This is a genomic window from Brachymonas sp. J145 (genome assembly GCF_036312245.1).
In the GTDB taxonomy this organism is placed as follows: domain Bacteria; phylum Pseudomonadota; class Gammaproteobacteria; order Burkholderiales; family Burkholderiaceae_C; genus Brachymonas; species Brachymonas wangyanguii.
This window is the reverse complement of sequence record NZ_JAZDCI010000001.1, coordinates 376,629-391,315: the sequence shown is the minus strand read 5'-3', so window position 1 is coordinate 391,315 and position 14,687 is coordinate 376,629. Positions and strand designations below refer to the sequence as shown.

The following is a 14,687-nucleotide window of genomic DNA, read 5'->3' as shown; positions in this document are numbered from 1 at the left end:
ATCAGCCGGGGTTCAGGCCAGCCAGCCCGTTCGCAGCGATACCCCGGTGGCGACAAAGACGATGCCGATCAGCGTCACTGGCACGATGTGCCAGGCCATGTCGGTCAGTTTGCCGGGCTGGTGTAGCCGGGGAATCACGCGAAAACGTGCATCCAGTGCCAGCAGCACCGTAAGGAGTAGCAGAAACAGCTTGATGCCGATCAGGCGCGTGACCGGGTCGCCAAACGCCAGCCATTGGCCGTAGTCAGGCTGCAGCTGCATCGCCATCCAGAATCCGGTGATGACCTGGACCAGCAATGCCGGCATGCCGATGCGCTCGTAGGCCGATTCGAACTTCAGCAGTCCGTCCACATCCTGCTCACGCAACACGCGTGGTAGCACGGTGCAGGCCAGGATCAGGTGGCCTCCGGTCCAGACCGTGGCACCCAGTACATGCAGCAATAGCGCCCATCCGTACATGATCCGGCCTTCCTAGCTCGCATCGGCCGGCAGGTTGAACACCTGCCGCAGATAGGTCAGGTAGCCTTCGTCCTCGACCATGGTCTTGCCCGGGGTGTCGGAAATCTTCGCCACCGGCTGGTCATTGCAGCGCACCATCTTGAGCACGATTTGCAGCGGCGCCGGCCCCAGGTCGTTCATCAGGTTAGTGCCCACCCCAAACGCGGTCTGGCAGCGGCCGGCAAAGCGGTCATGGATTTCGATGCAGCGCGGGATCGTCAGGCCATCGCTGAAGATCAGCAATTTTGTCAGCGGATCACAGCGGTTGGCCGCGTAATGCGCGATCATGCGCTCACCCCAGGTGAACGGATCGCCGCTGTCATGGCGCACGCCATCGAACAGCTTGCAGAAATACATGTCGAAATCGTTCAGGAAGGCTTCCATGCCGTAGACGTCCGACAGCGCAATGCCGAGGTCGCCGCGGTATTCCTGCGCCCACTTCTCGAAGGCGAATTTCTGGCTGTCGCGCAGGCGCGGTCCCAGCGCCTGGCAGGCCTGCAGGTATTCGTGCGCCATGGTGCCCATCGGGCGCAAATCCATTTCCTTGGCGTACAGCACGTTGCTGGTGCCGGTGAGCTGGCTGTGGCTGTCAGTGCCCAGGCGCGCCTTCATGATCTGCAGCACCTCCTGCTGCCAGGCACCGGAGAAGCGCCGGCGTGTGCCGTAATCGGCCACTTTCACACCGGGATGCTGCTGCAGCAGGTCCAGCTTGTCTTCCAGCCGGCGGCGGCCTTCGCTCCAGTCCAGCCCGGGCGAGGTGTTGCGCGTATAGACCTCGCTCACGATCGCCAGGATCGGGATCTCGAACAGGATGGTGTGCAGCCAGGGGCCACGGATGCGGATATCGATCTCGCCATTGTCCAGCGGCGTCAGCGTCACGGCCTTGTCGTTCAGCTTGAACAGCGCCAGGAAGTCGACAAAGTCGCTGCTGATGAAGCGCAGGCTGCGCATGTAGGCGAGTTCGTCTTCGGTAAAGCGCAGCTGGCAGAGCAGGCGGATTTCCTCGCGGATTTCCTCCAGATAGGGCGTGAGCTGCACGCCGGCTGAGCGGCACTTGAACTTGTATTCGACCTGGGCGGCGGGAAACTGGTGCAGCACCGCCTGCATCATGGTGAACTTGTACAGGTCGGTATCGAGCAGGCTCTGGATGATCATGGCGGCGTCGTGGGAAGGTCTGTTGATCGTTCAAGCATACTGCCAAATGCGGGGTACGGCGTGCGGTATTGGGATATCCGCCGCGGCGCAAGTCCATGCAGGGTAGACCAATCCCGCTACGCTGGCTGGCCACCTTGGCCGGTGCGCCAGGCAAGGCGGTTCATGTCGGCAATGGTAGCGAAAACGGCAGCAGCTTCGCGGTATTCATCGCATCGGCGAGGGCGCGGTGGTGCTGCCCTTCGAGAACCAGTCCAACCAGCTGGAGGGCCGTGCCCATGCCGGTCTGCCGGATGCCGCGCCGTTGTGCAAACGCCGCCTTCAGGTTCAGGTGCTGCCAGCCGGCCAGTGGATGGGGAGTCTGGTGCTGCTGGCAATCGCGCAGGATCTGGCGCGCATCGTACTGGCCCCAACTCGCCCAGATCGGTTCAGGGACTGCATGCAGACTGGCAAAGTCGGCCAGCTCAGCTGCCACCTCCGGCCAACAGGCGGCCGTATCCACATCTTGCTGCGAAATGCGCGTCAGTTCGCGACAGAAGTTGCTCAATAGCGGCTTTTGCACTGGTCGCACAAAGCGCTGGAAGGTGTCCCGTACCGTACCATCCGGCGTGGCCCAGCAGGCGCCTACCTCGATGATTTCCATATCGGCGATGCCGCTCTGGTGTTCTTCGCAGGTGGCTTCGAGATCGATGACCAGGATCATGCAGGGTCCTCAACCAGCCAGCGCCAGCCTGGCACCAAAGCCAATAAACAGGCCACCAACGGTTCCAGTAGCGGACGCTGCCAGCCGGCGTCGCCGCTGGAAAACCCCGGCCAGCCAGCTGCCGCCCAGGATCAGTACCGCCAGGTACAGCATGCTGAAAAACTGCACGATGATCCCCAGGATCAGGAAGGACAGCGCTGGCCAGGCATAGTCCGGCGAGACAAACTGGATGAAGAAGGAGACGTAGAACAGGATTGCCTTGGGATTCAGCAGGCTGATCAGCAGCGCTACGCGGAATGGCCGGTCCTGCCGTGGCGCGCTGGCTGGCGCAGCGGCCTGCTCCGGCTGGCGCCAGCGCGCGATAGCCGCGCGCAGCAGGCCCAGGCCAAGAAACACCAGATAGCCGGCCCCGGCATACTTGAGCAGCACGAACACCGCCGGATAGGCTTTCAGCAGCGAGGCCACGCCAGTTGCGGCCAGCACCATCAGGATCAGGTCACCCATGAAGATGCCGGCGGCGCCCCAGAATCCAGCCGCCACGCCCTTGCGCGAGGACACCGTCATCACGTAAAGCGAATTCGGCCCCGGAATCAGCACGATGAAAATCGTGCCGAGGATGAAGGTGGCGAGGTCGGTGACGCCGTAGAACATGGCGAGCGCAGGAGCCGCAGGTGCTGCTCCCGGCGGCAGCTGTGTTGCTTAGCCGCAGCTCCCCATATGCCCGCACTGTGTGCAGTAATCGCAGCCATCCTTGCGGATCATGGCGTGCGCGCCGCATTCGGGACACTTTTTGCCGGCCATCACCGGCAGCAGGTTCTGCTGCTGGCTCATCACGTCAGGCGTGTGGTTGGGCGAGGGCGCATCGATGTCCTGCAGCGGCAGTTCCATCTGGCTGCGCTCGGCGATCAGGTTCTGCAGCGCGTAGGCAATTGCGGCCACTTCGGAATCGTGCCAGCGCGGCACCAGTGTGCCGTCGGCCTTGGCGTAGGTGCCCAGACGCACCGGGCCGCGGTCCCAGCTGACCTTGCGCAGGTCGTCCAGCGCGCGGTCCAGGAAGCCGCCACGCGCGGCCAGCGACAGCGAGCGCATGGTGGCGGTAATCCACTGCTGCGATTCGCTACTCTGGCCCACCGGCATGAAGAATTCGATGGCGCGCTCGACATTGCGGCCGTCTTCGCCTTCGATCGGCATGAAGGAGACGATCAGGTACAGGCGCTGCTTGCCTTCCTGTGTCCAGTATTCGATCTTCTCGGCCACGGCGTTCAGCGCGCCCTTGGGGCGGCTCTCGATCACCACGCGCATCGGATCGACCGGTTCGGCGGCGGGAGCGGCCGGCTTCGGCTCTTCCTTCTTGGCCGGCGTAGCTTCCAGCACGGCACCCAGGATGCTGTTCGGGCGGTAGGTGGCCAGGCCCTTCAGGCCGGCGCGCCAGGCGTGGTGGTACAGGTCCTTGAAGTCCTCGTAGGGGTAGTCGGCCGGGATGTTGACCGTCTTGGAGATCGAGGTATCGATGAAGGGTTGCACCGCCTGCATCATGCCGACGTGATCGGCGGCAGACATTTCCAGCGCCGAGACGAAGTACTCGGGCAGCTTGGCGTCCTGGCCATGCAGCGCGTGGTACAGGCGGTAGGCGTGGTCTTCCACCACGTACTCGCTGGTGGAGCCGTCTGCTTCGCGCTTGCGGCGTGTGTAGGTCCAGGAGAAGGCCGGTTCGATGCCGTTGGAGGCGTTGTCGGCAAAGGCCAGGCTGACCGTGCCGGTAGGCGCGATTGACAGCAGGTGGCTGTTGCGCAGGCCGTGCTTCTTGATGTCGGCCTTGATGTCGGCCGGCAGGCGGCTGGCAAAGCTGTCGTTGCCCAGGTAGGCCTTGGCGTCAAACTTGGGGAAGGCGCCTTTTTCCTTGGCCAGCTCCACGGACGCGCGGTAGGCGGCATTGCGCATGCGCTCGCCGATCTGGGCGGCCATCTGGCGGCCCTCCTCGCGGTCATAGCGCAGGCACAGCATGCTCAGGGCGTTGCCCAGGCCGGTAAAGCCGACGCCGATACGGCGCTTGGCGGCGCTTTCCTCGCGCTGCTGCTCCAGCGGCCAGAAGGTCACGTCGAGCACGTTGTCGAGCGCGCGCACCTGGATCGCCACCGATTTCTCGAAAGCGTCAAAGTCGAAGCTGGCGGTGCCGCCCACATTGAAGGGATGGCGCACGAAGCGCGTCAGGATCACCGGACCCAGGTCGCAGCAGCCGTAGCTCGGCAGCGGCTGTTCGCCACAGGGGTTGGTCGCCGCGATCTCTTCGCAGTAGTTCAGGTTGTTGTCGCGGTTGATCTGGTCGATGAACAGGATGCCCGGCTCGGCAAAGTCGTAGGCCGATTGCATGATGGTGTTCCACAGCTCGCGTGCCGGCGTCTTGCGGTAGACCCAGTTGCCGTCATCGCGCTGGTAGGCGCCGGCGTCCATCACCTTCTTGCCGGGTTTGGCCTTGTGCACCAGTTCCCAGTCGGTACCGTCGGTCACGGCCTGCATGAAGCCGTCGCTCACGCCGACCGAGACGTTGAAGTTGTTCCAGCGGCCCGGCGTGCGCTTGGCCGTAATGAATTCCAGCACGTCCGGATGGTCGATGCGCAGCACGCCCATCTGGGCGCCACGGCGTGCGCCGGCGCTCTCTACCGTGGAGCAGCTCTGGTCAAAGACGTTGATGTAGCTGCACGGGCCGGAAGCGATGCTGGCCGTGCCCTTGACCTGGGCACCCTTGGGGCGGATGCGGGAGAAGTCGTAGCCGACGCCACCACCACGGCGCATGGTTTCGGCGGCTTCGCGCAGGGCTTCGTAGATGCCGGGGAAGCCTTCGTCGTCAAAACCCTGGATGCAGTCGCCCACCGGCTGCACGAAGCAGTTGATCAGCGTGGCCTGGATGTCGGTGCCGGCAGCACTCATGATGCGGCCTGCGCCGATCGCGCCGGCGCGCAGGTTCTCCAGGAACTTCTGCTCCCACTCGGCACGCAGTTCGGGCTTTTCGGCACCGGCCAGCGCGCGGGCAACGCGGGCGTAGATCTCGTCGGCGGAGGATTCACCGGCCTTGCAGTATTTCTCCTGGATCACGTCCTTGCTGATCGGTTGTTCGGGCAGTTCGAGGGTAGACAGGGGGTGGCGGGCAGGAGTATCCATGGCAGACATCACATCAGTTCAATAGGGGGCGTACAAGGGGAAACGGCATGCTGTGCCGGGGTGCAGGGGCTGTGTTCTTGTAGCCTCTGGTGGGCTTTTTTGCTTGTGCCCTGCAGGGGCAGCATGCCGTGTCGATCAGTCCAGTTTAGCCGGTTTGGGGGGAGTTGGCCGATCGGGGAAATGCCTGATAAATCAGCATTCTGCCGCAAGCCCTTGAGCCGCTTGCGTTTCGCGACCGGGCGTGCGGGAAAGTGGATTGTATCAGGCTGTTACAGTCGGGCGCTCGCCGCTGACGAGCCAGTTGAGCAGGTCTTCGACCGGGCGGATCTGGTTGCCGAAAGGCAACACGCCGGCACCGCGGAAGAACAGGCCCTTGTTGACTTCGCCGCGCTGGGCATCGGCCAGCTGCTTGTCGATACAGAACTGGCCGACCTCGGCATTGCCGTCGCGCAGGCCGCAGTGCACCAGGCAGTCGAAGGCCATGTTGCAGCGCTTTTCGTGCGCCACGGCCTTGAGCTTGGGTTCGATGCGGATGTACTTTTCCAGCCAGGGCGAACGCACGCCGCGCGCCGGCAGGCCGGCCACGCTGGTGAACTCCACCACGTCTTCCGGGCCGGCATTGGCCAGCACCTGCTTGAACTCGGGCGCAGCATCGCTTTCGCGCGATACGGCAAAGGCGGTGCCCATCTGCACCGCGCTGGCACCCAGTGACTGCAGGTGCAGGATGTCCTGCATGGAGTTGATGCCACCCGCCGGAATCAGCGGGATTTCCTTGGCATAACCGGCCTTTTCCAGGAACTCGCGCACCTGCGGCAACACCACGTCAAAGTCGAAGCGGCGATCATCCAGATCGGCGATCTTGGCGGCACCCAGGTGACCGCCGGCCAGGCGCGGGTGCTCGATCACGATGGCATCGGGCAGGCGGCCTTTCTTTTCCCACTTCTTGATGATCAGCTGCACGCCGCGGGCGTCGGACAGGATCGGGATCAATGCGGCCTTGGGGTGGTCCTTGGCCAGGTCGGGCAGGTCCAGCGGCAGGCCGGCGCCCACCACCACGGCATCGATGCCGGCTTCGAGCGCGGTACGCACGTTGGAGGCATAGGCGCTGATCGCCTTCATGACGTTGACGGCGATCAGGCCAAAGCCCATGGAGCCTTCGCGGGCACGGGCGATTTCGCGGCGCAGCGCTTCGCTGTTGGCGTCGTTGATGACGGCGCGCGCGTAATCGACGTCACGCGATTTTTCCAGGTGCTGGGTCTGCTCCATCAGGTCGGGGTGCAGGCGGCGCAGGTCGACCGAGGAGATGGTGCCGATGGCGCCGTGGCGCGCCACGGTACCGGCCAGGCCACCCGCCGAGACGCCCACGCCCATGCCGCCCTGGACCACCGGCAGCAGCGACTTGCCGGCCAGGCTCCAGAGCTTCAGGCCGGAGGCCGTGGCCTTGTCGCGCAGGCGCTCGACCAGGGCGCTGGCGTCGGCCATGGTGGGCAGGGAGGGAGTAGGGGCAGGGACTTGCATGTCGATCCGGGAAAACAGAATGGCGGGAGACTACCAGCTGGGTAATGCGCTGGACTTGTGTTGCGTCAAGCCAGTCCATCGTCGTGACTGGCTGCAGAAAGGGCTACCTTCTAGGATAATACGCCAATGACGAAACATCGCATTGTGGTAGGCCTTAGTGGCGGCGTGGATTCTGCCGTGAGCGCCTGGCTGCTCAAGCAGCAGGGGCACGAGGTCGTGGGCATCTTCATGAAGAACTGGGAAGATGACGACGACACCGAATACTGTTCTTCGAACATCGATTTTGTCGATGCCGCAGCCGTGGCTGACGTGATCGGCATCGAGATCGAGCACGTCAACTTTGCCGCCGACTACAAGGATCGCGTGTTTGCCGAATTCCTGCGCGAGTACCAGGCCGGCCGTACGCCGAATCCGGACGTGCTGTGTAATGCCGAGATCAAGTTCAAGGCCTTCCTGGACCACGCCATGCGTCTGGGTGCCGAGAAGATCGCCACCGGCCACTATGCGCGTGTTCGCGACAATGCCGCCACCGGCCTGACAGAGCTGCTCAAGGGCTGTGACGTGACCAAGGACCAGAGCTACTTTCTGCACCGCCTGACGCAGGCGCAGCTGCAGAAGGCGATGTTCCCGGTGGGCGAACTGCCCAAGACCGAGGTGCGCCGCATCGCCGAGGAAGTCGGCCTGCCCAACGCCAAGAAAAAGGACTCGACCGGCATCTGCTTTATCGGCGAGCGTCCGTTCCGCGAATTCCTCAATCGCTACCTGCAAAGCCAGCCCGGTCCGATCAAGGACGAGAAGGGGCGCAAGATTGGCGAGCACATGGGCCTGAGCTTCTACACGCTGGGCCAGCGCCAGGGCTTGGGCATTGGCGGCATCAAGGCCAAGGGCGCGCAACGCGGCGGCGGCGAGCACCAGCCCTGGTTCGTGGCGCGCAAGGACATGGCCAGCAACACCCTGTATGCCGTGCAGGGGCATGACCATCCCTGGCTGCTGAGCCACACGCTGCAGGCGACCGACCTGAGCTGGTGCGCCGGCAAGCCGCCGGTGGCGGCCCAGTCGCCGGCCGGCTTTACCGCCAAGACGCGCTACCGCCAGCAGGATGCGGCCTGCACGCCTGCGCTGCTGGCCAACGGCGCGCTGCAACTCGATTTCCCCGAGGCGCAGTGGGCGGTGACGCCGGGACAGAGTGCCGTGCTGTACGACGGCGATGTCTGCCTGGGTGGCGGCGTGATCACGGCCTGATCCGGGCTGGCGCGGCGGCACGCCGGGCAGCGGGCTGCCAGTGGGTTTTCTCCTGCAATCGGCGTACACTGGGGGTATCAGTCGCATGTATAACGAGACAGAAGGAGCCTCCATGAGCAAGCCCCTCACCGCTGCGCAAATCCAGGAACTCAAGACCCTGCTGGAACAGCGCAAGGCCGAGATCGAAGCACGTCTGCATGATGTGCGCGATGGCCAGACCCGCGCCGAGCACGCGCGCGAGATCATCCAGACGCGCGGCAGCGTGGAGCGCCAGCATAGCTCCGACCGCGAGGTGGACCTGGCGCTGAGCGACATGGGTGAGGTGGAACTGACGCGCGTGGAAGCCGCTCTGGCGCGTATCGAGGCCGGTGTCTACGGCCTGTGCGACGAATGTGGCTGCCATATTCCCTTTGAGCGCCTCAAGCTGGAGCCGCCTACGCAGCACTGTGTGGCCTGCAAGAGCCGCTGGGAACGCCAGGCCGGCGTGGTGCCCGACTCCAATATGTGATGCCCGACTCCGCAGAGCTGGAAACCCTGTGCCAGCAACTGGCGCAGGCGCTGCAACAGCGTGGCTGGATGATGGCCACGGCAGAAAGCTGCACCGGCGGCCTGATCGCCGGTGCCTGTACCGGCTTGTCCGGCTCCAGCGTCTGGTTCGAGCGCGGCTTCGTGACCTACTCCAATCTGGCCAAGCAGCAGATGCTGGGCGTGCCGGAATCGCTGCTCGTGGCGCATGGCGCGGTCAGCGAGCCGGTGGCTGCGGCCATGGCGCAGGGCGCGGTGCAGCAGTCGGCGGCGCAGGTGGCGCTGTCCGTGACTGGCGTGGCGGGTCCAACCGGCGGCAGCGTCGAGAAACCGGTGGGTACGGTCTGGTTTGGCTGGCAGCTGGCCGGGCAGACCTTGACCGAACACCATCTGCTGGCCGGTGACCGGGCGCAGGTGCGTGCGCAGACGGTGCAGATCGCACTGGCGGGCCTGCTGCAGCGCCTGCAGGCCGCCGGCTGATCCCCATTTCCCCGGCCGCCAGTCAAAAAAAGCCCCCGTACGCTGTGGCGTAACAGGGGCGAGGCTGCTGTGGCAGAGGATCTTCCGGCAAGGCACTTGCAATACCGTGCCGGAAGTGTCCCGGAGCGGCTGCTCCGGGGTGTGTCTTTAGCGGGCAGGGCCGCGACGCTGCTGTTTCATGGCGTCGAACTCGGACTGGCTGATGCTGCCGTCCTTGTTGCTGTCCAGGAACTGGAACCAGGCGTTCTGGCGCTGCTCACGCTGCTCGGCATTGGCCTGCATGCGGGCATTCATGCGCTGCTGTTGCGCCTGACGGGCTTCAGCCGGCGTGATCTTGCCGTCCTTGTTCAGGTCCAGATCGGCAAACGTGGCAGGCGTGCCGCGCATCTGGCCCATCTTGCCGCCACGCTGGCCCTTGTCGCCCTTGATGCCGCTGCGCTGCTGCATGCGGTCGTAGCGGAACTTGTCAAATTCAGCCTGGCTGATGCGGCCATCCTTGTCGGCATCGTACTTCTGCAGCAAATCCGACTGGCTGTTCTTGCCGAAGTTGCGCAGTTGGCCGCCGGCATCGGCGCGTTCCTTCATGCGTGCCTGCTTGAAGGCATCCATCTCGGCCTGAGTCAGATAGCCGTCCTTGTTGGCGTCCATGGCGGTAAAGCTGGACTGGCCGCGCATCTGCTTGCTCATGCGCTGGCCCTTCTGGCCCATCATGCCGGAGCGCATGCCCGGGCGTACTTGCATCAGCTCGTCATGGCTGATGCGGCCGTCCTTGTTCAGGTCGGCGGCGGCAAAGTCGGGGAAGCTGCTGGCATCGCGCTGTGCCGAGTTGGTGACCAGCTCGGTGCGCATGCGGTTGTACTCGTTGCGATCCAGCGAGCCGTTGGCGTTCAGGTCATAGGCCTGGAAGATCGGCTGGTTGCTGCCGGGCATGCCAGAAGGTTGCGCGACCACCGGCAGGGTGACGACACCGGCCAGGGCAACAGAACCAATGGCCAACATGATGCGACTCTTTTTCATGGAACCTCCTGAGGGAATAGAGACGTTATTGAAACTTGTGATGTATCCATTGTGCGGCGTTCAAGCGCTCACAGGTGCTAATGAAAAGCACAAATATGTACCGACTGGTTTCGGCTGGGCCCTGTAGCGCCATATTTGTAACAATCACGGAAAAGGGCCGGTTTGTTACCGGCCCTTGTTCAGTGTGAAGGCGGATGGAATCAGCCTTGTGCAGCGTCCTTCAGCTCACGGCGCCACTGGTGCAGCAGCGGCTCGGTGTAGCCGTTGGGCTGCTCTTCGCCCTTGAACACCAGATCCAGCGCAGCGCGGTAGGCATAGCTGGTGGCGGCATTGCCGGCCAGCGGCTGGTACAGCGGATCGCCGGCGTTCTGCTGGTCCACCACGGCGGCCATGCGTTCGAAGGTGTCACGCACTTCCTGCTCGGTGACGATGCCGTGGCGCAGCCAGTTGGCCATGTGCTGGCTGCTGATGCGCAGCGTGGCACGGTCTTCCATCAGGCCGATGTCGTGAATGTCCAGCACCTTGGAGCAGCCGACGCCTTGGTCAATCCAGCGCACCACATAGCCCAGGATGCCCTGCGTGTTGTTCTCGATTTCCTGGCGCTTCTCTTCATCGCTCCAGTCCGGATTGCTGGTGACCGGCACTGACAGCAGGCCGGTCAGCAGGTCGTCACGCTGGGCGGCGGCATCGATCTTTTCCAGTTCCTGCTGCACTTCGGCCACATTGACCTGGTGGTAGTGCAGGGCGTGCAGCGTGGCACCGGTGGGGCTGGGCACCCAGGCGGTGTTGGCTCCGGCCTTGGGGTGGTTGACCTTCTGTTCCAGCATCTCGGCCATCAGGTCGGGCATGGCCCACATGCCCTTGCCGATCTGCGCCTTGCCGCGCAGGCCGCAGGCCAGGCCGACCAGCACGTTGTTCTTCTCGTAGGCCTGGATCCAGGCGCTGCCCTTCATGTCACCCTTGCGGATCATCGGGCCAGCCTGCATGGCGGTGTGCATTTCGTCGCCGGTGCGGTCCAGGAAGCCGGTGTTGATGAAGGCGATGCGGCTCTTGGCGGCGTTGATGCAGGCCTGCAGGTTGATGCTGGTGCGACGCTCCTCGTCCATGATGCCCAGCTTCACGGTGCTGTCGGGCAGGCCGAGCAGCTGTTCCACTCGGCCGAACAGCTCGTTGGCGAAGGCGGCTTCGGTCGGACCGTGCATCTTCGGCTTGACGATGTAGATGCTGCCCTTGCGCGAGTTGCGCAGGCCGTTCTTGCCCAGGCCCTTGAGGTCGTGCATGGAAATGGCGGTGGTGATCACGGCGTCCATGATGCCCTCGGGGATTTCCTTGCCCTCGGGGCCCCACAGGATGGCGGGGTTGGTCATCAGGTGACCGACGTTGCGCACGAACAGCATGGAGCGGCCATGCAGGCGCAGCTCGTCCTTGCCGTTGGGCGTGGTGTAGAGGCGGTCCGGGTTCAGGCCGCGCGTCATCTTCTGGCCGCCCTTCTCGAAGGTCTCGGTCAGCGTGCCGCGCAGGATGCCCAGCCAGTTGCTGTAGCCGAGCAGCTTGTCTTCGGCGTCCACAGCGGCCACGGAGTCTTCCAGGTCCATGATGGTGGAGACGGCAGACTCGATCACCACATCGCTGATGCCGGCCAGGTCGGATTGGCCGATGGTGGTGCTGCGGTCGATGCGGATGTCGATATAGAGGCCGTTGTTCTGCAGCAGGATGCTGGACGGGCCGCGCGCATCGCCCTGGTAGCCGGCAAACTGGGCCGGATCCTGCAGGCTGGCGATCTGGCCGCCCTTGACGGCAACACGCAGCTGGCCATCTTCGACGAAGTAGGCGGAGGCGTCCGCGTGGGAGTTGCCGGCCAGCGGTGCTGCCTGGTCCAGGAAATTGCGGGCGAAGGCGATGACCTTCTCGCCGCGCTTGGCGTTGTAGCCCTTGCCGCGCTCGGCACCATCGATCTCGGCGATGGCGTTGGTGCCGTACAGGGCGTCGTACAGGCTGCCCCAGCGGGCGTTGGCGGCGTTCAGCGCGTAGCGGCCATTCATGATCGGCACCACCAGCTGCGGACCCGCCTGAATGGCCAGTTCGTCATCGACGTTGGTGGTGGTGATCTTCACGCCTTCGGGCTGCGGCACCAGGTAGCCGATCTGCTCCAGGAACTGGCGGTAGGCGGCCATGTCGCGGATCGGGCCGGGGTTGGCCTGGTGCCAGGTGTCCAGTTCGGCCTGGAAGCGGTCACGCTCGGCCAGCAGGGCGGCGTTCTTGGGGGCCAGGTCGGCCACCAGCTGGTCAAAACCCTGCCAGAAGCTGTCCTGGCTGATGCCGAGGTCAGGCAGCACCTGCTGGTTGATGAAATCGTACAGCGGGGTGGCCACTTGCAGCTGATGGGCCTGGGTGCGTTGCGTGGTCATGGAACTTCCTTTCTAGCAATACGGACAAATGCACAAAAACGGAGGGCGCTGCCATGCAGCAGTCTATGGGTGTTACTGTATTACAACTTGTGCGTGGGATTCACCCCCAAAAAATCCACAGATTCGTGACTTTTACGAATGTAATATGACCGTAACCTAGGGAAATCCCTTATTCTGGCGGTGTCGCACCAAGGCGTCCGGAGTGAATGGGCCGGGCCAGCCAGGGGGGCGACAGGCCGCCTGTCACCGCAAGAGGGATGGCTGTCCGACATCAGGGATATTCGGCAGCTGACAGATCGACCTGCAGAGAGTCCCGGAAAATCCTTCCATTCCCTCCAGCAGAAACGGAACACACCATGTCCCCAGCCACCCAGCGCAAGGTCAACCAACTGGCACGCCAGACCGCGCAACTCTCTTTTGCCGCACCGCAGGTGATCGCTCACCGTGTCGGTCGCATGGCCACCTCCGGCATCGCGCCGCGTTCTGACGATGTGCAGGAATTCAACCGCATGTACATGGAGAAGGTTGCTGCCTTCTCCGAATCCTGGCAGGCCATGGGCCTGCAGGCGATGCAGTCGCAGTTCAAGCTGATGAGCACCTGGATGGGTGCCTTCTCGCGCCCGGGCATGTGGATGCAGCCCTGGACCGGCAACGCGAAGGTGTCGGAGCAGTGGCAAAAGTCCATGCTCGACATCATGAACACCGGCATGAAGCCGGTGCGTGGCCGTGCCGTGGCCAATGCGCGCCGCCTGAACGGCCGCAGCAGCCGCTCCTGATGAGCGGCCAGCGGGTTGGCGCTCAGGCGTTCAGCCCGCGAATGCCGGTCTTGCCCGGAGCTGGCTGCAGTTCCTGACGCAGGCCGGCAGTCACTTGCACGCGGCCATCGGCATGCATCAGCAAGGCCTTGCTGATGCCCCACTGCTGCAGCCGCTGCATGGCCTGGTCGGAGCCCGCCACCATGGCCGCCGTACCCAGGCCGTTGACCTGGGAGACAGTCGGCATGACCAGCGTCAGGCCGTTCACGCCCTGGGTCGATTGACCGGTGCGTGGATCCATGATGTGGTGGTAGCGGCGACCACCGGCATCCTGGTAACGCTCGTAATCGCCGGATGAGGCCACCACGCCGGCGCGCAGCGGCACCACGGCCATGAGTTGATCCGGCTGGTGCGCATCGCGGATACCGATACGCCAGGGCTGGCCATCGGGGCGTGCGCTGGCCAGCACGTCACCCCCCCCATTGACCATCACGCCGCGCAGACCGGCGCGCTCCAGCGAGGACAGGCCGGCCTGCAGGATCGGCAGCTTGGCCACGCCCCCCAGATCCAGCTGTGCCGCCGGATGGCGCAGGCGTGCCTGCAACCTGGATGGGGAAAGCTCCAGCGCCGAGGCGCGGGTGTGTTGCAGCAGGCTGCGCGCCACCGGTGCCGGCAAGGGCTGGCCGCCAGGGTCGGCCTGCTGGGTCAGGCGGCCCAGCAGCGGATTGAACAGGCCCTGGGTGCGCTGCGACAGCGCCTGGCCTTGCTGCAATACTGCCATCAGTTCAGGAGCCACGCGGATCATGCCGCGTTGGCCGCTGGCGCGGTTGATCTGGCTGACCTGGCTGTCCGCATCGAAACGGCTCATCAGCTTTTCCAGACGCTGCATCTCGGCAAAAGCCTGATCCACCAGCCGGGCGGTGCCGGGTTGGCTGCCATCGGCGACCGTGATGCTGATGCGTGTGCCGAGGAGCTGGCGCCGGGCCTGGTAGGGCTTGAGCGTGTTGCTCCAGACGGGCAGGGGTGCCAGGGCCAGCAGGCTGCCTGCTGCCAGCAGCTGACGACGGGGAAGGCTCGGAAGGTGATGTGGCATGGAATCCTCTTTCTGGCAAGCGCCGTCTGCGCACGCTATCGGCGGGTTGCCGCAAGCGGTCTGCAGTCCGGTTGCCGATTAATCCTTTTACTTTAGTGCAAAAAGCGGGGTTCCTGCGCAATATCCATGCTTGCATG

General features: G+C 64.2%; 13 protein-coding genes. 4 read left to right on the top strand and 9 right to left on the bottom strand.

The features are described from left to right. Positions 1-12 precede the first annotated feature (12 nt). From V1261_RS01850 to V1261_RS01825, 6 genes are all read right to left on the bottom strand, one after another. Positions 13-459, bottom strand: a complete 447-nt coding sequence (locus V1261_RS01850) for a CopD family protein (protein ID WP_329769718.1) — start codon at positions 457-459, stop codon at positions 13-15. 12 nt (positions 460-471) lie between these two features. Continuing rightward, positions 472-1,653: a nicotinate phosphoribosyltransferase gene (gene pncB / locus V1261_RS01845; protein ID WP_329769717.1), complete on the bottom strand. Its 1,182-nt coding sequence runs from the start codon at positions 1,651-1,653 to the stop codon at positions 472-474. Positions 1,654-1,813: 160 nt separating this feature from the next. Further along, positions 1,814-2,353, bottom strand: coding sequence for a 3'-5' exonuclease (locus V1261_RS01840; protein ID WP_329769716.1), 540 nt, complete (start codon positions 2,351-2,353; stop codon positions 1,814-1,816). Positions 2,354-2,362: 9 nt separating this feature from the next. Then, the gene (gene leuE, locus V1261_RS01835) at positions 2,363-3,004 is read right to left on the bottom strand and encodes a leucine efflux protein LeuE (RefSeq protein ID WP_329769715.1); all 642 of its coding nucleotides are present in this window, start codon (positions 3,002-3,004) and stop codon (positions 2,363-2,365) included. Positions 3,005-3,052: 48 nt separating this feature from the next. Next, the gene (locus tag V1261_RS01830) at positions 3,053-5,512 is read right to left on the bottom strand and encodes an adenosylcobalamin-dependent ribonucleoside-diphosphate reductase (protein ID WP_329769714.1); all 2,460 of its coding nucleotides are present in this window, start codon (positions 5,510-5,512) and stop codon (positions 3,053-3,055) included. A 261-nt stretch (positions 5,513-5,773) separates the two neighbouring features. Beyond that, on the bottom strand, positions 5,774-6,994 hold the full coding sequence (locus tag V1261_RS01825) for an NAD(P)H-dependent flavin oxidoreductase (RefSeq protein ID WP_329769821.1): 1,221 nt from the start codon (positions 6,992-6,994) through the stop codon (positions 5,774-5,776). 162 nt (positions 6,995-7,156) lie between these two features. Here V1261_RS01825 and mnmA point away from each other — a divergent pair, with 162 nt between their 5' ends. The 3 genes from mnmA (at position 7,157) to V1261_RS01810 (ending at position 9,277) form a co-directional block, all read left to right on the top strand. Beyond that, positions 7,157-8,272, top strand: coding sequence for a tRNA 2-thiouridine(34) synthase MnmA (mnmA, locus tag V1261_RS01820; RefSeq protein WP_329769713.1), 1,116 nt, complete (start codon positions 7,157-7,159; stop codon positions 8,270-8,272). A gap of 112 nt (positions 8,273-8,384) precedes the next feature. Beyond that, entirely contained in the window at positions 8,385-8,780 is a 396-nt protein-coding gene (locus V1261_RS01815) for a TraR/DksA family transcriptional regulator (RefSeq protein ID WP_329769712.1), read from the top strand. Beyond that, positions 8,780-9,277 carry a CinA family protein gene (locus V1261_RS01810; RefSeq protein ID WP_329769711.1) on the top strand — a complete coding sequence of 166 codons (498 nt, stop codon included), beginning with the start codon at positions 8,780-8,782 and terminating at the stop codon, positions 9,275-9,277. The genes V1261_RS01815 and V1261_RS01810 overlap by 1 nt, the downstream gene beginning before the upstream one ends. 147 nt (positions 9,278-9,424) lie before the next feature. On the opposite strand, the gene V1261_RS01805 is transcribed toward V1261_RS01810, so the two are convergent. Together V1261_RS01805 and V1261_RS01800 are read right to left on the bottom strand one after the other, a co-directional pair. Next, positions 9,425-10,294, bottom strand: coding sequence for an EF-hand domain-containing protein (locus V1261_RS01805; RefSeq protein WP_329769710.1), 870 nt, complete (start codon positions 10,292-10,294; stop codon positions 9,425-9,427). A 200-nt stretch (positions 10,295-10,494) separates the two neighbouring features. After that, entirely contained in the window at positions 10,495-12,702 is a 2,208-nt protein-coding gene (locus V1261_RS01800) for a malate synthase G (protein WP_329769709.1), read from the bottom strand. A 356-nt stretch (positions 12,703-13,058) separates the two neighbouring features. Here V1261_RS01800 and V1261_RS01795 point away from each other — a divergent pair, with 356 nt between their 5' ends. Continuing rightward, entirely contained in the window at positions 13,059-13,478 is a 420-nt protein-coding gene (locus V1261_RS01795) for a polyhydroxyalkanoate granule-associated phasin (RefSeq protein WP_329769708.1), read from the top strand. A 22-nt stretch (positions 13,479-13,500) separates the two neighbouring features. On the opposite strand, the gene V1261_RS01790 is transcribed toward V1261_RS01795, so the two are convergent. Next, positions 13,501-14,550 (bottom strand): FAD:protein FMN transferase, encoded by a 1,050-nt coding sequence (locus tag V1261_RS01790; RefSeq protein ID WP_329769707.1) that lies wholly within the window; start codon positions 14,548-14,550, stop codon positions 13,501-13,503. Positions 14,551-14,687: the final 137 nt, after the last annotated feature.